The sequence below is a fragment of the Klebsiella sp. 141161 genome, assembly GCF_050600815.1.
Taxonomy (GTDB): Bacteria; Pseudomonadota; Gammaproteobacteria; order Enterobacterales; family Enterobacteriaceae; genus Klebsiella; species Klebsiella aerogenes.
Window position 1 is genome coordinate 357,988 of record NZ_JAQIRN010000005.1, and the last position, 18,157, is coordinate 376,144.

The 18,157-nt window shown below is 52.7% G+C and carries 15 protein-coding genes; 5 read left to right on the plus strand and 10 right to left on the minus strand.

The genetic code is table 11. The features are described from left to right. Positions 1 to 32: 32 nt before the first annotated feature. Positions 33 to 767 carry a class I SAM-dependent methyltransferase gene (locus PGR79_RS15805; RefSeq protein ID WP_411325866.1) on the minus strand — a complete coding sequence of 245 codons (735 nt, stop codon included), beginning with the start codon at positions 765 to 767 and terminating at the stop codon, positions 33 to 35. A gap of 124 nt (positions 768 to 891) precedes the next feature. On the opposite strand from PGR79_RS15805, the gene mdtQ reads away from it, so the two are divergent. Next, positions 892 to 2,331 carry a multidrug resistance outer membrane protein MdtQ gene (gene mdtQ, locus PGR79_RS15810; protein ID WP_113374371.1) on the plus strand — a complete coding sequence of 480 codons (1,440 nt, stop codon included), beginning with the start codon at positions 892 to 894 and terminating at the stop codon, positions 2,329 to 2,331. Positions 2,332 to 2,358: 27 nt separating this feature from the next. Here mdtQ and PGR79_RS15815 read toward each other — a convergent pair whose 3' ends face one another. Then, positions 2,359 to 2,952 (minus strand): DedA family protein, encoded by a 594-nt coding sequence (locus tag PGR79_RS15815; RefSeq protein WP_087860173.1) that lies wholly within the window; start codon positions 2,950 to 2,952, stop codon positions 2,359 to 2,361. Positions 2,953 to 3,106: 154 nt separating this feature from the next. Between PGR79_RS15815 and PGR79_RS15820 the strand changes: the two genes are divergently transcribed. Then, entirely contained in the window at positions 3,107 to 3,694 is a 588-nt protein-coding gene (locus PGR79_RS15820; protein ID WP_087860174.1) for a Yip1 family protein, read from the plus strand. Positions 3,695 to 3,868: 174 nt separating this feature from the next. Continuing rightward, on the plus strand, positions 3,869 to 4,819 hold the full coding sequence (gene pbpG / locus PGR79_RS15825; RefSeq protein WP_161799877.1) for a D-alanyl-D-alanine endopeptidase: 951 nt from the start codon (positions 3,869 to 3,871) through the stop codon (positions 4,817 to 4,819). Positions 4,820 to 4,862: 43 nt separating this feature from the next. On the opposite strand, the gene PGR79_RS15830 is transcribed toward pbpG, so the two are convergent. Continuing rightward, complete coding sequence (locus PGR79_RS15830) at positions 4,863 to 5,417, minus strand: GNAT family N-acetyltransferase (protein WP_015365736.1); 555 nt, start codon at positions 5,415 to 5,417, stop codon at positions 4,863 to 4,865. Positions 5,418 to 5,509: 92 nt separating this feature from the next. After that, positions 5,510 to 7,243: a D-lactate dehydrogenase gene (gene dld / locus PGR79_RS15835; protein ID WP_213316983.1), complete on the minus strand. Its 1,734-nt coding sequence runs from the start codon at positions 7,241 to 7,243 to the stop codon at positions 5,510 to 5,512. Positions 7,244 to 7,444: 201 nt separating this feature from the next. Between dld and bglX the strand changes: the two genes are divergently transcribed. Next, the gene (gene bglX / locus PGR79_RS15840) at positions 7,445 to 9,742 is read left to right on the plus strand and encodes a beta-glucosidase BglX (protein ID WP_213316984.1); all 2,298 of its coding nucleotides are present in this window, start codon (positions 7,445 to 7,447) and stop codon (positions 9,740 to 9,742) included. A gap of 53 nt (positions 9,743 to 9,795) precedes the next feature. Here bglX and PGR79_RS15845 read toward each other — a convergent pair whose 3' ends face one another. From PGR79_RS15845 to PGR79_RS15870, 6 genes are all read right to left on the minus strand, one after another. Next, positions 9,796 to 10,530 carry a fimbrial assembly chaperone gene (locus PGR79_RS15845; protein WP_430922003.1) on the minus strand — a complete coding sequence of 245 codons (735 nt, stop codon included), beginning with the start codon at positions 10,528 to 10,530 and terminating at the stop codon, positions 9,796 to 9,798. Next, a complete protein-coding gene (stbD, locus tag PGR79_RS15850) occupies positions 10,496 to 11,824 on the minus strand; it encodes a fimbrial usher protein StbD (protein WP_430922005.1) in 1,329 nt (442 codons plus the stop codon). The genes PGR79_RS15845 and stbD overlap by 35 nt, the downstream gene beginning before the upstream one ends. A gap of 4 nt (positions 11,825 to 11,828) precedes the next feature. Then, positions 11,829 to 14,381: a fimbrial outer membrane usher protein gene (locus PGR79_RS15855; RefSeq protein WP_430922007.1), complete on the minus strand. Its 2,553-nt coding sequence runs from the start codon at positions 14,379 to 14,381 to the stop codon at positions 11,829 to 11,831. Further along, on the minus strand, positions 14,365 to 15,126 hold the full coding sequence (locus PGR79_RS15860) for a fimbria/pilus periplasmic chaperone (protein WP_213316987.1): 762 nt from the start codon (positions 15,124 to 15,126) through the stop codon (positions 14,365 to 14,367). Before PGR79_RS15860 ends, PGR79_RS15855 begins: the two co-directional genes overlap by 17 nt. 64 nt (positions 15,127 to 15,190) lie before the next feature. Next, positions 15,191 to 15,727: a fimbrial protein gene (locus tag PGR79_RS15865; protein ID WP_213316988.1), complete on the minus strand. Its 537-nt coding sequence runs from the start codon at positions 15,725 to 15,727 to the stop codon at positions 15,191 to 15,193. A gap of 344 nt (positions 15,728 to 16,071) precedes the next feature. Next, positions 16,072 to 16,875 (minus strand): winged helix-turn-helix domain-containing protein, encoded by an 804-nt coding sequence (locus PGR79_RS15870; RefSeq protein ID WP_430922009.1) that lies wholly within the window; start codon positions 16,873 to 16,875, stop codon positions 16,072 to 16,074. A 363-nt stretch (positions 16,876 to 17,238) separates the two neighbouring features. On the opposite strand from PGR79_RS15870, the gene osmF reads away from it, so the two are divergent. After that, positions 17,239 to 18,153: a glycine betaine ABC transporter substrate-binding protein OsmF gene (gene osmF / locus PGR79_RS15875; RefSeq protein WP_271031698.1), complete on the plus strand. Its 915-nt coding sequence runs from the start codon at positions 17,239 to 17,241 to the stop codon at positions 18,151 to 18,153. Positions 18,154 to 18,157: the final 4 nt, after the last annotated feature.

Genomic DNA, 18,157 nt, shown 5'->3' on the forward strand with positions numbered 1-18,157 from the left:
CGGCGGCCCGGTTGATCCGGGCCGCATGCCGTTTAAGCCGGTTTACGGGCGCGCAGTAAAAAGATCATCGGACGCTCTTTCTCTTCCTCCAGCGCCGGTTGGGCGGCGATTTGTTCGGCGCTCGGGCCCCATTCATCAAGCTGCTCCAGCACAAAACCGGCCGCGATGAGCGCATTAATCCAGCTTGAGAGTTTGCGATGCTGTTTAATCACCCCGTCGGCAAACCAGTTGCTGATGCGTTCGCCTTCCTGCTGATAGTGGCTCACCGGCCAGCGTTTCCGCCCCTGTTCATCCACCTGCCAGCCTTGCTGCAGCGGCGCGGTATAGATGGGATGTTCGGCGGAGAAGACCAGCGTACCGCCGGGAACCAGCGCCTGATAGAGCGTGGCGAACAGCGGCGCGACATCCGGTAAATAGTGCAGCGCCAGCGAACTGTAGACCAGATCGCAGCTATTCGCGGGCAGCGTCAGGGTTTGCAGGTCGGCGCAGCGATATTCGATAGTCTCGCCGGTGGTCATCTCCCGCGCCCGCTCCAGCATCCGGCTGGAGAGATCGAAACCGATTATCTGTTTTGCTCCTTGTTGCTGCGCCCAGCGACAAAACCAGCCGTATCCGCAGCCGAGATCGACCACGCGCAGGCCGTCTAACTGTGGCAGCAGGCGCTGAATTGCCGGCCACTCCGGCGCGCCGTCAAGCCCCTTCACCGAACGGTCAAGGGTAGCGTAACCGGCAAAGAAACCGGGATCGTCATAAATGTTCTGACTCATTGCAACTCCAATAATAACTTTGTTTATTTTTAGCTGACTCATTGTCAATGCACACGCTTTACTTAACGAACGTCATTCAATTAATTTATGATGACCAACCTTTATAAGTAACCCGACCTGAAGAATGAACCTTACATTGAGCAAAAGCGTGCTGGCGGCACTGCCACTGGCCATCGCGCTGGCTGGCTGCGCGCCATCGCATGACATTGGCGGCCCTTTAAAGCAGCAAACTCCGGCATCTCATGTTTCGATGGATCTGCCCGCCGCCGTAAAAAATGGCTGGCCGCATACCGACTGGTGGAAAGATTACCACGATGCCCAGTTGGATAATCTGATTCAGCGCGCGTTAGCCAATGCTCCGGATATGCAAATTGCCGCGCAGCGCATCAAACTGGCCGAAGCGCAGGCACGAATGTCGCAGGCAAATCTCGGCCCGGAGATGGATTTTTCCGCCGATATCGAACGGCAGAAAATGTCCGCGGAAGGCCTGATGGGACCGTTCGCCACCGATACCGACGGCAACACCGGCCCCTGGTACACCAACGGTACCTTTGGCCTGACCGCCGGTTGGGATCTGGATCTGTGGGGGAAAAACCGTGCGTTGGTGAAAGCGCGTATCGGCGAAGTGAAAGCCCAGGTCGCCGAGCAGGCGCAGACCCGCGAGCTGCTGGCCAGCAGCGTGGCGCGACTGTACTGGCAGTGGCAGACCGAAGCGGCGGTGAAAACGGTGCTGCAGCAGGTCAAAAGCGAACAGAATAATATTGTGAGCGTGGATACCGCGCTCTATCAGCGTGGTATCACTAACTCCGCCGAAGGGGCGGAGAACGACATTAACGTCAGCAAAACCGATCAGCAGCTGGCCGATGTGGCGGGTAATATGAAAGAGATTGAAGCGCGGCTGATGGCGTTAACCAATAGCCAGAGCCAGTCGCTCAATCTGCGTGCGGCGCCGCTGCCCGCGGTCAGCGCGCAGATGCCGAGCCAACTGGGCTATGAACTGCTGGCCCGCCGTCCGGATCTGCAGGAAGCCCACTGGTATATTGAATCCTCGCTAAGCGAAATTGATGCGGCGAAAGCGGCGTTTTATCCGGATATCAACCTGATGGCGTTCCTGCAACAGGATGCGCTGCATTTAAGCGATCTGTTCCGTCATTCGGCGCAGCAGATGGGCGTCACCGCCGGACTGACGCTGCCTATCTTTGATAGCGGCAGGCTGAATGCCAATCTTGATATCGCCAGCGCGCAGAACGGCCTGTCGATCGCTAAATACAACAAGGCCGTAGTCGATGCGGTGAACCAGGTAGCGAAAACCGCAAGCCAGGTAGAGACGCTGATGGAGAAAAACCAGCAGCAGCAGCAGGTGGAGAAAGACGCGCAGCGGGTGGTCAATCTCGCCCAGGCGCGAATGAACGCCGGTATTTTACCCGGCTCCCGCGTGAGTATGGCGAAGCTGCCTGCGCTACAGGAGCGAATTACCGCGCTGCGCCTGCACGGCCAGTGGCTGGACGCCAGCATTCAGCTGACTTCCGCGCTGGGCGGCGGTTATCACCAGACGACGAAATAACGGCGTCAATAGCGGCGCGCGCCGCCGCTATTGATTATCATCCTCTGTATCTTCCGCTTTTCTTTTCGCTTCCCGGCGTTTCAGCCACAGATGGGCTCCGACCACCAGCGCCACTACGAGAATCAGCCAGATCCAGTGTTTGATGTGCTGATCGAGATGATGCAGCCACGGGCCGATCGCCTCGCCGCCGAGATAACCCAGGGTGGTAAAAATCAGCGCCCAAACGATGGCGCCGAAAATATTCAGCGGCAGAAAAATTTTCGGCGGCAAGCGGCTGGCGCCGATCAAAACCGGGCCGATAACCCTAAAGCCGTACATAAAGCGGGTGCCGATAACGAACAGATAGGGATGGCGTTGAATCAGGCGCTGCGCTTTACGGATCCGCGCCTTCTGCCGCGAAAAGCGGCGCAGTAGCTTACCGCCGAACTGGCGTCCGAGGAAATACAACAGCTGATCGCCGATCATGCCGCCTAAGGCCACGGCGATGACCACCAACGAAAACTTCAATAGACCCTGATGCGCCGCCACGCCGCCAAGGATGGTGATGGTTTCACCTTCTGCGATGCTGCCGATAACCAGCGCCGCGTAGCCGTATTGGGAAATCAGGTGATTGATATCCATATAAACATAAACTCCTACTCTTACCAGTCCCTTAATCATACACCTTGATCATTAAAACGCGCTGAAGCGGATTTTTATCGCTGTACACAAAATAATCTACAGAGTGAATTATACTTGGATCAGTGCTGTACGAAGCCGTGACAAGGGGGACGCTATGAACCATGTCTGGGGACTCTTCTCTCATCCTAATCAAGAGATGAGCGTGATCAAGAGTGAAAATGAGACCGTTTCGCATCACTACACGCACCATGTGCTGGTGATGGCGGCGGTTCCGGTTATCTGCGCCTTTATCGGTACGACGCAGCTCGGCTGGAACTTCGGCGACGGTACGGTGATTAAGCTCTCGCTGATGACCGGGTTGGTATTAGCGGTACTGTTTTACGCCGTGATGCTGGCCGGGGTGGCGGTGATGGGGCGGGTGATCTGGTGGATGGCCAGAAGCTATCCGCAACAGCCGTCGCTGAAACGCTGTATGGTCTTTGCCGGCTACGTCGCGACGCCGCTTTTTTTAAGCGGGATCGTGGCGCTCTATCCGCTGGTATGGCTGTGTGCGCTGATAGGCACCATCGCGCTGTTTTACACCGGTTATCTGTTGTATCTGGGGATTCCGACCTTCCTGAGTATTAATAAGGAAGAGGGGCTCAGCTTCGCCAGCTCGACACTGGCTATCGGGGTGCTGGTGCTGGAAGTGCTGCTGGCGATTACCGTCGTGCTGTGGGGTTACGGGTACCGACTCTTCTAATCAAATGCATTGCCGGCAGAAATGAATAATTATGTCGGCAATGCAGCATTTACTCACGATTCTTATTGGCCTCAGGGCGTTATGACGCGGTATGATGGCGTTTGCCAGCGGCGTAGCTCACTTTACGCCGCGGCGTACGTTCTATAGCGTGCAAAAATACTTTTCAGAATGCCCATGATGCCGAATTTTCGAATTTCTTTGCTCAGCCTGACTTTGCTGCTGGCTGTGCCTTTTGCGCCCCAGGCGATAGCAAAAACCAGTGCGGTAACCGCCGCTTCACAGCCGGATATCGCTTCCGGTAGCGCGATGATCGTCGATCTGGCGACCAAGAAAATCATTTACGCCAGCCAGCCCGATTTGGTGCGCCCGATGGCGTCTATTACCAAAGTGATGACCGCCATGGTAGTGCTGGATGCGCATTTACCGCTGGACGAAATGCTGACCGTTGATATCAGCCAGACGCCGGAGATGAAAGGCATATATTCCCGCGTGCGTCTTAACAGCCAAATTAGCCGCCGCAATATGCTGCTGCTGGCGCTGATGTCCTCGGAGAACCGCGCCGCCGCCAGCCTGGCGCACCACTATCCTGGCGGTTATAACGCTTTTATCCGCGCGATGAACGCCAAAGCGCAGGCGCTGGGGATGACCCATACACGCTATGTTGAGCCGACCGGCCTGTCGGTGCATAACGTCTCCACGGCGCGCGATCTGACTAAGCTGCTGATCGCCAGCGAACAATACCCGCTGATCGGCCAGCTAAGCACCACCAAAGAAGATACCGCCACTTTTGCGCATCCGGCTTATACCTTGCCGTTCCGTAATACCAACCACCTGGTGTATCGCGATAACTGGAATATTCAGTTGACCAAAACCGGCTTTACCAACGCCGCCGGCCACTGCCTGATTATGCGCACGGTGATTAACCAACGCCCGGTGGCGCTGGTGGTAATGGACGCGTTTGGCAAATATACCCACTTTGCCGACGCCAGCCGTTTACGGACCTGGATTGAAACCGGCAAGGTGATGCCGGTTCCGGCATCCGCATTGAGTTATAAAAAGCAGCGTGAAGCGCAGATGGCGGAAGCGATGCTGAAAGGCGGCACGCAGACCGCGCAGAACGATTAATTTGTCCTTCCCCGGATTACGCCGTAATCCGGGAATTTTGATATCACTCTGGTAACGTCCAGTCGCCGTCGCCAAGCTGGCGCTGCATGATTAGGGTATCGCGCCAGTCTCCCATCTTATAGCCGACGCTGCGCAGCTGTCCGGCAACGGTAAAGCCAAATTTCTTATGAATGGCAATCGAGCCGGCGTTGTTATGTCCGTCGCCGATAATCGCCAGCATCTGCCGCCACGGCCCCTGTTCACATTGCGCAATGAGCCGCGTCAGTAGCGCGCTGCCGATGCCGCGCCCGCCCATGCCGGACTCAACGTAAATCGACTCTTCCAGCGTATAGCGGTACGCCGGGCGAGGGCGGTAAAAGGTGGCGTAGCAGTAGCCGACGATGGTGCCGCGCCACAGCGCGACCAGCCAGGGAAGCCCGTTATCGCGTACAGTTTTGATTCGCTTACGCATTTCGTCGACGGTAGGCGGGATCTCTTCAAATGAGGCGCGGCCGTTAAGCACGTGCCAGACGTACAGCGCGGCAATCGCATGCGCGTCATCAGGCAGCGCTTCGCGGATCTCTAAGTCGGCGTCTTGTAACTTATCCTTGGCGGACATGGGGGCTCCTCAAGCTAATTGGCCGGAGAGTCTTTTTCTCCGGCCTGCAGCGTAATACAGAAGCCCGGCGGCTGAATAGTCCTGGTTGACGATTATTGTGCTTCCGTCGGCTTCTGCGCCTCGCCCCAGTATTTTTGTTTGCTGGTTTTGCCGATACCCGGATTCATGCTGTTGGTGGGATCGTTCTGGCGATAGAAGCGCTTTAAACTCTCCGCCGCTTCATACAGATGGCCGACGTTGTGCTCCGCCGGGTACTGCGCGCCGCGCGCTTTCAACAGATCCAGCATTTTTTCCTTCAGTTCGTGCGCATCGACCCCTTTCTTCACGATGTAATCCTGGTGGAAGACGTGACACATAAAGTGGCCATAGTAGAGTTTGTAGACTAGCTGGCTATCGATTTCCGCAGGCAGATGTTCGAACCATTCGGTGTCATTGCGGCGCAGGGCGATGTCCAGCGCCAGAATATCTTCCACTTCGTCGGCATGTACCGCCTGATAGCGGATCGCCGCGCCGGCGGCGGCGAAGCGGTGCAGGAATGCCTTGCTGCCTTCTTCCGCGGTACAGGCAAAGAAATCGCCTTCAGCCTGCTGGAAATACTCCGTAAGCCACTTCTGCGCTTCTTCGATGCCGTCGCCGGCCATCTTCAGCAGCAGATGATGTTCGTACTTATCGCGCCAGGTTTTCATACGCTCCGGCAGGTGCGCCGGGAAGGCATGACCGAGCTTCTGCATAAAGCGGTCGGTGAAGTGCGGCTTGAACAGGGAGACTTTTTCCAGCATCGCGTCGGTGCGCCCCTTCATGGTGAAGAAGAACGGCATTTTGTCGGTGCCGAGCTTATCGATCATCAGGAAGGTGTCTTTGCCATATTTTTCGGCGATATCGTAAATATCGCGGTGCATATATTCGCCGGCCACCGGCAGATTATTGAATTCAGCGAGGATGTGACGGCGGATTTCGGTGAGCACTTCCGGCTGATTGGTGCCGATATAGAACACCTGCTGGCGTTTTTCCGCCGGAAAAGTATCGAGACGAACGGCGAAGACCGCCAGTTTACCGGCGCAGCCGGAGGATTCGAACAGGCGGTCCGGGTCGGCGTTATAGCGAGCCGGGGTATCGGCGTTGACATCGCGCACGCGGGTGACGTAATCGTGATCGTGGGCGTGACGGCCATCATGCTGCACGTCGGCATCGTTGATACGATCATCGTCGAGGCGGCTCAGGATTTGTTCCGGCGTCGCGCCTAAATCGATTCCCAGATGGTTGACTAATTTCAGCTTGCCGTCGGCGTCAATCTGCGCAAACAGCGACATTTCGGTATAGGCAGGCCCGCGCTGCACCAGTGAACCGCCGGAATTGTTACAGATACCGCCGATAACCGATGCGCCGATGCAAGAAGAGCCGATCACCGAGTGCGGTTCGCGGCCCAGCGGTTTTAGCGCTTTTTCCAGTGAATAGAGGGTGGTGCCAGGGTAGGCCAGCACCTGCTCGCCCTTATCCAGCAGGTGCAGCTTGTCCAGACGCAGCGTGCTGATAATGACAATTTCACGATCGTAATCATTGCCGCTCGGGGTGGAGCCTTCAGTGAGGCCGGTATTCGCCGCCTGCATCAGGATAATTTTGTCAGCCTGGACGCAGGCGCTGAGAACTCGCCATAGTTCAAGCAGGGTACCGGGGAACACCACCGCCAGCGCATCGCCGTGGCCGGAGCGGAAACCTTTTCGGTAACGCTGGGTTTTCGCCGGATCGGTTAACAGATGCGAGGAGCCAACCAGCCGCGCCAGTTCCGCCAAAAAGGGAGGGTTATTTATTGTTGTTGCAGATGACATGATTCACTCCTTGTGGGCACAGGAAAGCTATATCGCTGTTAGCATACCGCTTTGTATGACAATTTGGTGCATGAATGTTTCTATAAATCAGATAAGAACCTTAGCATTCTACGGGCGCGTTGTTTATATATATGGCAAACTGCGGTTTTTGCTGCGTTTTCGCTGGGCTATTAGCACCGAATCAAAGAGGGATACATAATAATGAAATGGTTGTGTACTGTTGGCGTCGCCGTGAGCCTGGCGCTGCAACCCGCGCTGGCCGATGAGCTGTTTGGTAACCATCCGCTGACGCCTGAGGCGCGAGATGCGTTTGTTAGCGAACTGCTGAAAAAAATGACGGTCGATGAAAAAATCGGTCAGCTGCGCTTAATCAGCGTCGGCCCGGATAACCCGAAAGAGGCGATCCGGGAAATGATCAAAGACGGTCAGGTAGGGGCGATTTTTAATACCGTAACCCGGCCTGATATCCGCGTGATGCAGGATCAGGTGATGCAGCTAAGCCGCCTGAAGATCCCGCTGTTTTTCGCCTACGATGTGCTGCACGGCCAGCGTACCGTCTTCCCGATAAGCCTCGGTCTGGCCTCCTCTTTTAATCTCGACGCGGTGAATACCGTCGGGCGTATCTCGGCCTACGAAGCGGCTGACGATGGTCTTAATATGACCTGGGCGCCGATGGTCGACGTCTCTCGCGACCCGCGCTGGGGCCGCGCCTCCGAAGGTTTTGGCGAGGATACTTACCTGACCACCATGATGGGTAAAGCGATGGTGGAGTCGATGCAGGGCAAGAGCCCGGCAGACCGCTATTCGGTGATGACCAGCGTTAAACACTTCGCCGCCTACGGCGCGGTTGAAGGCGGCAAAGAGTACAACACCGTCGATATGAGCCCGCAACGTCTGTTCAACGACTATATGCCGCCGTATAAAGCCGGTCTCGATGCCGGCAGCGGCGCGGTGATGGTGGCGCTAAACTCGCTCAACGGTACTCCGGCCACTGCCGATTCCTGGCTGCTGAAAGACGTCCTGCGCGACCAGTGGGGCTTCAAAGGCATCACCGTTTCCGACCATGGCGCCATCAAAGAGCTGATTAAACACGGCGTCGCCTCCGACCCGGAAGACGCGGTGCGCGTCGCGCTGAAGTCCGGTATCAACATGAGCATGAGCGATGAGTACTACAGCAAATATCTGCCGGGGCTGGTGAAATCCGGCAAGGTGACGATGGCCGAGTTGGATGACGCTACCCGTCACGTGCTCAACGTCAAGTATGATATGGGGCTGTTCAACGATCCGTACAGCCACCTGGGGCCGAAAGCATCCGACCCGCAGGACACCAACGCCGAAAGCCGTCTGCATCGTAAAGAGGCGCGTGAAGTGGCGCGAGAAAGCCTGGTGCTGCTGAAAAATCGTCTCGATACCCTGCCGCTGAAAAAATCCGGCACCATCGCGGTGGTGGGCGCGCTGGCGGATAGCAAGCGCGACATGATGGGCAGTTGGTCGGCGGCGGGCGTGGCCGATCAGTCGGTCACCGTGCTGACCGGCATCAAAGAAGCGCTGGGCGATAAAGGCAAAGTGATTTATGCCAAAGGCGCTAACGTTACCGACGATAAAGGCATTGTCGATTTCCTTAACCTGTATGAGAAAGCAGTGCAAGTCGACCCGCGCTCGCCGCAGGAGATGATCGATGAAGCCGTGGCGGCGGCGAAACAGTCCGACGTGGTCGTTGCGGTAGTGGGCGAAGCGCAGGGCATGGCGCATGAGGCTTCCAGCCGTACCGATATCACCCTGCCGCAAAGCCAACGCGACCTGATTAGCGCGCTGAAAGCGACCGGTAAGCCGCTGGTGCTGGTGCTGATGAACGGCCGTCCGCTGGCGCTGGTGAAAGAGGATCAGCAGGCTGATGCGCTGCTGGAGACCTGGTTTGCCGGTACTGAAGGCGGGCATGCAATCGCCGATGTGCTGTTTGGCGATTATAACCCTTCCGGTAAGCTGCCGATGTCCTTCCCGCGTTCGGTGGGGCAGATCCCGACCTACTACAGCCATCTGAATACCGGCCGTCCGTATAATCCGGAAAAGCCCAATAAATACACCTCGCGTTATTTCGATCAAGCGAACGGCCCGCTGTATCCATTTGGCTATGGCCTGAGCTACACCACCTTTAGCGTTTCTGATGTCAAAATGTCGGCGCCAACGATGCCGCGCGACGGCAGCGTGACCGCCAGCGTGCAGGTGACCAACACCGGCAAGCGCGAAGGGGCGACGGTGATCCAGCTTTATTTGCAGGACGTGACCGCGTCGATGAGCCGGCCGGTGAAAATGCTACGCGGCTTTAAAAAGGTGAATCTCAAGCCGGGCGAGACGCAAACCGTTAGCTTCCCGATTGATGTTGAAGCGCTGAAATTCTGGAACCAGCAGATGAAATACGTTGCCGAACCAGGCAAATTCAACGTCTTTATTGGGGTGGATTCCGCCCGCGTTAAGCAGAGCGAGTTTGAGCTGCTGTAACCAGCAATATGTTTGAGAGTACAAACCCCTTCCGTAGAAACGGAAGGGGTTTTTTAATGCATAAATTGCGGTGTTGCGGCGTAATTCCTGGCGTTTCCATCATCGCCGATTACCGAGTAACGTATGGCGTCGCTGCGCTGTAGCGGTTGGCTAGACTCTATCTTTTGACCTGATTTTGGCGGGATAAGCAGGTTATCAATCGATTTTTGCATACCTGGCTGCACGCTTATGCTCATAAACCACGGCGTGGGATTATCGATGGTGATGGTTTTCCCCTCCACGCTAAATCTCAGTTGCTGTTCCGTATCGGGGGTTGGCGCTTTCAAATTTGCCGGACGAACAAAAACCTTTAACCGTAACCGCAGCGGCAGGATAACCTGACGTGATCCGGTGTCAGCGGTTTTAGTGTTGGGGGGGATTTGATAGAGATTGAGCCAAAACAGGCTTTCGCGGTCCGCGGCTAAAATTTGCCGTGAAGTAAGCATTAAGCGCAGCGAACGCAGTTCGCCGGGCTGCATTTTGAACACCGGAGGCAGTACGACAATAGGCGTGTCACGGCTATCCGGCGAAGCGGCGATATCACCCTTGTCGCTCCAGGTTTGCAAAAGCATAGGCGTCTCGCCGTCATTAGATAACGTAATTGCCTGTGACATTTCGCCGGCGGCGAAAATGACGCGGGTTTTTTCAACGTTGACTATCGCCAGGGCAGGGCGGGTCGTTCCCGCCGCTGCCAGCAATGCGAAAGCCAGCGCTTTACTGAAAGCTGACCACTGCCTGAAGCTGCGCATTCACCGTCCCTGCTGTAATGGTTTGACCGCTTATCGCCTCCAGCGAGGCGGTGAAATCGCCGCTGTAGATATTGGTACTGCCAGAGGAGATGAGCGATGTGAGATCCTGATACGCATACCAGCCGCGGCTATTTCCACTGCCGGTGCTTTGTCTGTCAGGCAATAAATTGATCGCATTTCCTGACTGATTGTAAATACGGATCCCAACACCTGAGGCGATGCCGCCGCTTCCATAGTGGGTATCCAATAGCCACGTTAGCCCGCCGCCGGAGGTGACCAGTCCTAATGATTGTGCTGCGGCGACCGCGGTTGGTTGGTTAACTAAAAAAACCATCGCGACGTTGGCTGAACTGCTGGTGGAAGCTGATGTGCTCGACTTCGCTCCAGACTCGCACTCCAGGCTGACGGTGAAAGGGCGTTGGCTGCTGCCGCCCGCCGCAAGTGCGCCAACCGCAATCGGTGGCAAGGTGACCACTGAGGGATAATCTTTTATCTGGCAAAGCGCGCCGCGTACGTAGGTGACATTGTTGTAGGTGCTCCAGCCGCCAGGCCACAGGCTATACCAGCCATCATAATGGGTGTTGTGATCTTCTCCAGGAGAGAGCGCATTGGTCGCTAAACCAGGTCCTTTGAACGCAATATAACCGCGAGGTTGGCTCCAGACGTCTTTGTTCGTAGCGTTGGAGTAAACATAGTAGGCTGTGTCATCCGTTTTATACATTTCATATAGCACGTTGCTGAAGGCGCTTGCCGGGATATAAATGTATTGATCATCCTGATACCAGCTATCTGATGTAAGCTGCCGCTCCTTCCAGTAACGGCTGTAGTACTCCCCTGTACTCAAGTTGGTGATGCGTACGGCGACATTTTTTTCCGCGTCATAATAAGCGCCGTCGACATCGGATACCGCATATTTGCCGGCATAGGTACTGTCACCGTTGGTTGAGTACATTTCGTATAAACTGCCCGCATCTGCCAGCGCACAGCGAAACAGGACTTGATTACTCCCATAGGTCTGATTAGTTGACGCGGTCAGGAAGTTGCCGACGGCGCTGGCGAGGAGCGTCCCCGCCGGCTGAAAATTTTTCCCGGAGTTGACGCTTATGACCGAGGGCAGACCGATGTTGCTGGTGCAGGTGTCACAGGCTCCGCTCCAGCTGGCGGCGGTATAACCTGCCGCTTTTGCGGCTGAGGATAATGACGACGAACTGGTCACCCTGATGCAGGATGCCGAAGATATCCCCGCCGTAGCCATCGCGGCAATGAGTAATAATAAATGAATAGCCGAACGCATAGCGTTAATCCTTTTCACAGATCTTATCCAGATACTGAAGATCGTCATTGGTTTTTAAATCGATTTGGTAGCTCACCCGACAGGAGAGGGCGTTGTTATCTCCCCAGCGCACCAATAGCGAGCCCGAGGCCGTGGCGATACGGGCGTAAATCTGCCCGCCCTGGCCGACCATCCCAATTACCGCTCCTTCACCGTTTATCACGTCGGCGCCCATCGGCGGCAGATGGCCATCGCGGGTTTTTACGTTGATCAGCACGGCTTTTCCGGAAAGGGTGGCAAAATTAACGCGTGCAATGGCGCCAGCATAGGGTACGACGCGTTGGCTACCGCCGGTTAATTCAGCGTTGCTGTTCATTTTTTGTGTATTCAGAGCGACGGTGTTGGCGCGGTAAGGAGAAAGCGACGGTAAGATGGCATAACCAAAACGATCAATAACTGCGCCCTGGCCGTTTTGTACCTCAGCTCCCTCTGCGCCATCAGCGTGAATTAGGGCGAAGGTATCGCTGGCGTATGGCCCTGCGGTTATTCCCCCAGGGTGCACAACAATTGTTCCGGACGCGCCAATCGCGCTCTGGCGATAGTTATTGCCCTGATCGTAGCTGGCCCGTAGGGCGCCAATTCGCGTATTTTGCTGGGCATTGCCGCCAAAGGTTGACGATGACCCGCTATCGCCATTGCGGTAGCGTTCATAGCCGCCATACACCGACCATGACAAATTACTGTTATCGCCGCTGGTGCCGGTCATCGATATGGTTGATGAGCGGCTTTCGTGCGTTTGGTTATAGTTCATGGCCATCGAAGTGCGGTTTTCGCCCCAATCCAATGGAATGGAAACATTAAACGAAACGGTGGTTTCAGTATATTTCTCCTGCGTACTGCTGTCTGATTCGTCGTCAACGCCGTAATAGTAATGGCCGTAATCCCAGGTGCTGCGCTGGCGGGCGACGTTGATGCCGTAGCTTATTTGTTTCCACTGGTTGCTGTAACCAAGCTGTAGTTCGGTGAGTCGTGACTGATTACTATAATAATCCGCCGTACTGGCGCTTAAATTTAAGGTACCGAAGCCTGCTAACGGCTGACTAATGGTAGCGGAGAGGCGATTACGCTGTTGTAAGGTATCCGAATAATAATCAGTCCCAGTTTCTTGCTGGCGTCGAACACCTAAAACATCCTGGAGATCGCGGAATCCATCTGTTGAATATCGGTATGCCGCCAGTACCAGATTGGTGCCGGTTTCGAAGGTTTTGCTATAGCTCAATTCCGCGCGCCAGCCCTGATGGCGATTATTATCTTCCACGATAGCATTAGACCGGGTGGCATTTACGCCGAATGCGCCAAGCCAGGTGGCCCAGACTCCACCGGCCAGCCAGGCCTGGTAGTCCTCGGCGATTCTGGAACCGAGATTAATAGTGACATTGTTATTGATCCCGTGCTGCAGCGTTCCCTCGAAAAAGTCATTATCAACGCTGTAATATTGGCGTACGCGCCCTAAGGCGAGCGAATAATGCCAATTGCCTGGACGAACGGAATCAGGCACCGCGGAATAGGGAACGGTGAAAGAAGACGTTTTACCACTGGCTTCAATCACTTCGACTTGTAAATCCCCCTGATTACGGGTGTTATACAGATCGTCAATGATAAACGGCCCAGGCGGAACATTGGTTTCGTAGATAGTTTTACCCAGCTGTTTCACCACTACCCGGGCGCTGCTTGCCGCTACACCACGAACTTCTGGCGCGTAACCGCGTTTTCCCTGAGGCCACATTCGTTCATCAGTGGCAAGTTTGACACCGTTAAAGGAAATACTGCCAAATAGACTTGAGTCGGTATAATTATCACCCACGCTGATGACGCTATTGATTTGCTGGATAGGCCGCTGCATCCAGGTACGAACGCTATCGTAGTGATATTCGTTTCCACTTTCGTCGCTATCGGCATAACGCATATTTCCCTGATGGCGCACTTGCCATAATCCAAGATTGGTTCCAGCATTAATCCCGCTCCATAAATACTGATAGCGAGAGTTATTGTCGGTATTCTCGGTGACGGTATAGCTACTATTGTGGCGAAAAAAAAGCGCCAGGGCGCCGCTATCCCATTCCGTTGGTGGGATATACCCGCGCGGAACACGATTGAGTTCGGTCATTGGAATAGTCAGAGATAAACGAAGTATCGCTGCTTCAAAATCCCACTTAGCCTGCGGCACCCACTGAGTTAGGGAGCGGCATGATGCATCATCTTTTTCGGGTAATGATTTTACTTGCGCGGTTTTCATGATTGCCAGCGGCAGGCAGGGTTCAGTATCCTTTTCATTCTCTAAGGCTTTGAACTGAATCGGTACGCCAGATTTCACTAGTGTATTATTGACGAAAATGTCCACCACATAAAGGCCAGAGGCGGTGTGCGGTTGGTTAAATTTCTCTATATTTTGACCATAGGACGAACCCTGGAATAAGTTAGGATCAAAATAGAAATCTTCGGCTAAAGCAGGATTAATGCAAAGTAAGCCGACTAGCACTGCAAGTTTTTGCGGGGGGAGTTCAGGGATAAGTAACATTATATCGCTCGCTAATCCTTGCGCCCTGATCGTTAACCAGGGTGACATTTACGCTACCAGTAGTCCGTTTGGCATTATTATTTTCCGGCAGCCAAAATATTTGGTTACTGAATGGGGCAACCATATCGGTTTTCAGTGTATACGTTTTGCCGCTGGCGCTCGCCGTTAGATTGCTAATAGAGGCGTACCAGGGGTGTGGATTAATAACGTTAATACCAGTGCCTTTATTTGCGTCGAAAACCGTTTTTATTTGTAGTTTTTTAACCAGATTTCCTGGTGCGCCTAATTTGGCTGGGCGATAAAATAATTTGATACGCGTACGCAGCATCACCAGCATTTTATTTTGCTTTTTATCGCCGTTAACGTTAGCTGGCGGAACCTGTAGGGCGTTAAACCAAAAAACCGATTCGCGATCCAGCGGTAATGCTTTGGTCTTACTGTATACAACACGGACAACCTGGCCAGATTTCGCTTGAATACGAAAAACGGGCGGCGTTGCCAGGAAAGGGACAGTGCCGACAGCCTGTGGGTCGGCGTCGATATCGCCATTATCAAACCATGTTTGTACAACATAAGGGAACGTATCGTTGTTTTTTAACTGGACGTCCACGGATGTGACATCTGAAGGATAAATTATACGGCTACCTAATAGCGTCACGCTGGCCCATGAAAAGGTCAGTGGCAGTAATATAAGCGCCACGCCAGTGAGATATCGAATGCCATAACGGATAAAGTCCTTTACCATTTCAACGGCTCCATGAAGGCTAAAAATGTGGCCTACATAAACGCAGTAGGCCACATATAAACGATTACTGGTAAGACACGGCGTACTGCATGGTGGCTTCTACAGTACCTGCAGCTGCCTTGCCGTTGGCGTAGTACTGTGCGGTATACGTTGCGCTGGCTTCGGTTTCGCCTGCTGCCAGCGTCAGGTCACCATCCCCTTTGAAGCTGTCAGTCAGGTTAATTGCCTTACCGGCGGTATCCAGAATTTGTACTTCGACATTTGCTGCGGTTCCGGTGTTACCAAGGTTGCCGTTAGTGGTGACCTGGTTGCCGACGAATACGGTGGAGATTTTTGTCTCTGCAGCGGTGTTGCCAGTACAGCCAGTCAGGCCAATATCAAAAGTCGCCTGGCCTGCGGTATCGCCACTGGCGGCCAGTTCAGTGCTGCTAACGGTAGGCAGTAGTACAACGGGTGAAGTTTGATTGCCATTGATAGCGACGGAACAGGTTTCGTCACTCACTTCGCCCTGGAAACTAATGGTATTATCTGAAGCTGCCATCGCGTTTGCGGAAAGCAGCAAAGAACCTGTCAGGATTGCTAAAATATTTTTCTTAAACATATAAATCTATCCTATATTAAAATAATGTATATAATTCCCTTGTTGCATGATGCCTGACTCATAATAATTGCTAGAGCTGGAGCTAGATAAAGGTTGATGTTTTCGATCTTTCCTTCATGTTTCTCGCGGCAGGTATTCATGTAGATTGAATAATATTGTCGAATGAATTTATTGTAAATATTAAATATCACTTTCTTATTATTTATATTTTTATTTTGGTGGTTAACTTTCATTTTCTTATTTTATTTGGTTATTAATTTTTATTGATTAATTTAGTAGGTGAATATTTATGTGGCCATCTAACGAGTGGAGCATTTGGCTATTTTGCTTGCGATATTATTGCGCTACTTGAGAATTGTTGATATTTGTATTTTTAGGCAAATATCTGATTCGTTTGATATTATTTTTTCGCACAAAAGAGGGGAGTAACGTGATACCCCCAACGTTCTGGACGTGAGAGATTCATTACGAACCAGCAGAATATATTGATCATGGTTACAGTGTAAATTAAGTTGTTGCAGACTCTGAAGGACATCTTTTTTAAAACTAGATATTGTCGCCAGATCGGCTGCATTTTCTGCAATCCGTACTGCGCAGGTTCTTGCTGAACCTATTAATAATTCATCCTGGTGATGTGAGCTATTGAAAAATAGAAATGTGATTAATAATATTAGCGATATGGATACACAACATGCGGCGAAGATACATGTCCACAACCCCGGCGCAAAATGTTGCCTATGATACTGTGATAGTTTTACTGTTGGACAATCGGATATGATTGCTGATGTATTGGCAATCGGAGGGGTATGTTCAACAAGTTCTTCAACAACAATTTGCTTGTTTAGCATAAATCCCACTTTCGGGACGGTAATAATAATTTCTTCGCTCTGATTAAAATGGCGTAGTATTCGGCGTAATTTACTAATACATTGATTAAGATTGTTATTGCTGGAAACCATACCAAAGTCATCCCAAACTTTTTTGAATAATACTTCCCGGCAAACAACCTCCCCGGAATGGGAGAGTAATAAATAAAGAAGTCTCTTGGCAGGGTTCGAAATTTGTATTGGATCGTCAGGAGATTCTTCGGTGAATATTGTGCTGGTGTCGAAATCGAAAACGATATGTTCATTCAGTAAAAATTTCATTAGATAAATCCGTTCTGATGGAAATTGTTTCACCTGCATGAGTTAAGCATTACTTATCCATTTAAAATGGGTGTGGGGTGATCATGAATTCGTTATTTGAATTATTATTTTCTAATTCATTGATTCATGCTCTATCTAGAGGGGAATCTTTCGTTAAATCTTAATTGTTGAAGTATCGTGATTTTGGACGAGGGATGCAATATTTAATGTTCGATATTCGGCATTTAATGCATGAAGTAAAGTGACGATTTTCTTTTAATGTTTTTTAAGGTTCATGATTTTATTGTTTTGCTACTTTTCTTTGATGAATTTTAGCTTAGCGCCTAAGCTTTAGTACTGAGATATGAGGAGTGGTGAAAATTGATGAGCAAAATAAACATTAAGACAATCGTATCAGGCTTGGTACTCATCAGCTGCTCTTCACTGGCGGCAGAACCGGTGAAGGTGGGCTCGAAAATTGATACAGAAGGGGCGCTGCTCGGCAATATCATTTTGCAGGTGCTGGAAAGCCACGGTGTGAAAACGATCAATAAAGTTCAGCTTGGCACCACGCCGGTGGTTCGCGGAGCGATTACCGCCGGTGAGCTGGATATCTATCCGGAATACACCGGCAACGGGGCTTTCTTCTTTAAAGATGAAAATGATCCGGCGTGGAAAAACGCCAAACAGGGCTATGAAAAAGTTAAAAAGCTGGACGCGGAAAAAAACAAGCTGATCTGGCTGACCCCGGCTCCCGCCAATAATACCTGGACTATCGCGGTGCGACAGGAGGTGGCAGAGCAAAATCATCTTACTTCTTTGGCCGATCTTAGCGCCTATCTGCAGAAGGGCGGCGATTTTAAACTGGCGGCTTCCGCGGAGTTTATTGAGCGCGCCGATGCCCTGCCGGCATTTGAAAAAGCTTACGGATTTAAGCTTAATCAGAATCAGCTGTTGTCGCTGGCGGGCGGCGATACCGCAGTGACGATCAAAGCGGCGGCACAGCAAACCTCCGGCGTTAACGCGGCGATGGCCTATGGTACCGATGGGCCGGTGGCGGCGCTGGGGTTACAAACCCTGAGCGATCCAAAAGGCGTGCAGCCCATTTACGCGCCGGCGCCGGTTGTGCGCGACGCGGTGCTGAAGGCGTATCCGCAGATGGCGCAGTGGCTGGAGCCGGTGTTCGCCAGCCTCGATGAAAAAACATTGCAGAAATTAAACGCCAGCATTGCCGTTGAAGGGCGTGACGCGAAGAGCGTGGCCGCCGATTACCTGCAACAAAAAGGGCTGCTGAAGTAAGGAC

Bases quoted from the DNA above. Each gene is read 5' to 3' on its own strand.
- mdtQ (WP_113374371.1), top strand. From the start codon at position 892: ATGAACCTTACATTGAGCAAAAGCGTGCTGGCGGCACTGCCACTGGCC.
- PGR79_RS15845 (WP_430922003.1), bottom strand. From the start codon at position 10,530: ATGCGCAGCTTCAGGCAGTGGTCAGCTTTCAGTAAAGCGCTGGCTTTC.
- PGR79_RS15830 (WP_015365736.1), bottom strand. From the start codon at position 5,417: ATGTCCGCCAAGGATAAGTTACAAGACGCCGACTTAGAGATCCGCGAA.
- bglX (WP_213316984.1), top strand. From the start codon at position 7,445: ATGAAATGGTTGTGTACTGTTGGCGTCGCCGTGAGCCTGGCGCTGCAA.
- PGR79_RS15855 (WP_430922007.1), bottom strand. From the start codon at position 14,381: ATGTTACTTATCCCTGAACTCCCCCCGCAAAAACTTGCAGTGCTAGTC.
- dld (WP_213316983.1), bottom strand. From the start codon at position 7,243: ATGTCATCTGCAACAACAATAAATAACCCTCCCTTTTTGGCGGAACTG.
- stbD (WP_430922005.1), bottom strand. From the start codon at position 11,824: ATGCGTTCGGCTATTCATTTATTATTACTCATTGCCGCGATGGCTACG.
- PGR79_RS15820 (WP_087860174.1), top strand. From the start codon at position 3,107: ATGAACCATGTCTGGGGACTCTTCTCTCATCCTAATCAAGAGATGAGC.
- pbpG (WP_161799877.1), top strand. From the start codon at position 3,869: ATGATGCCGAATTTTCGAATTTCTTTGCTCAGCCTGACTTTGCTGCTG.
- PGR79_RS15815 (WP_087860173.1), bottom strand. From the start codon at position 2,952: ATGGATATCAATCACCTGATTTCCCAATACGGCTACGCGGCGCTGGTT.
- PGR79_RS15860 (WP_213316987.1), bottom strand. From the start codon at position 15,126: ATGGTAAAGGACTTTATCCGTTATGGCATTCGATATCTCACTGGCGTG.
- PGR79_RS15865 (WP_213316988.1), bottom strand. From the start codon at position 15,727: ATGTTTAAGAAAAATATTTTAGCAATCCTGACAGGTTCTTTGCTGCTT.
- PGR79_RS15870 (WP_430922009.1), bottom strand. From the start codon at position 16,875: ATGAAATTTTTACTGAATGAACATATCGTTTTCGATTTCGACACCAGC.
- PGR79_RS15805 (WP_411325866.1), bottom strand. From the start codon at position 767: ATGAGTCAGAACATTTATGACGATCCCGGTTTCTTTGCCGGTTACGCT.
- osmF (WP_271031698.1), top strand. From the start codon at position 17,239: ATGAGCAAAATAAACATTAAGACAATCGTATCAGGCTTGGTACTCATC.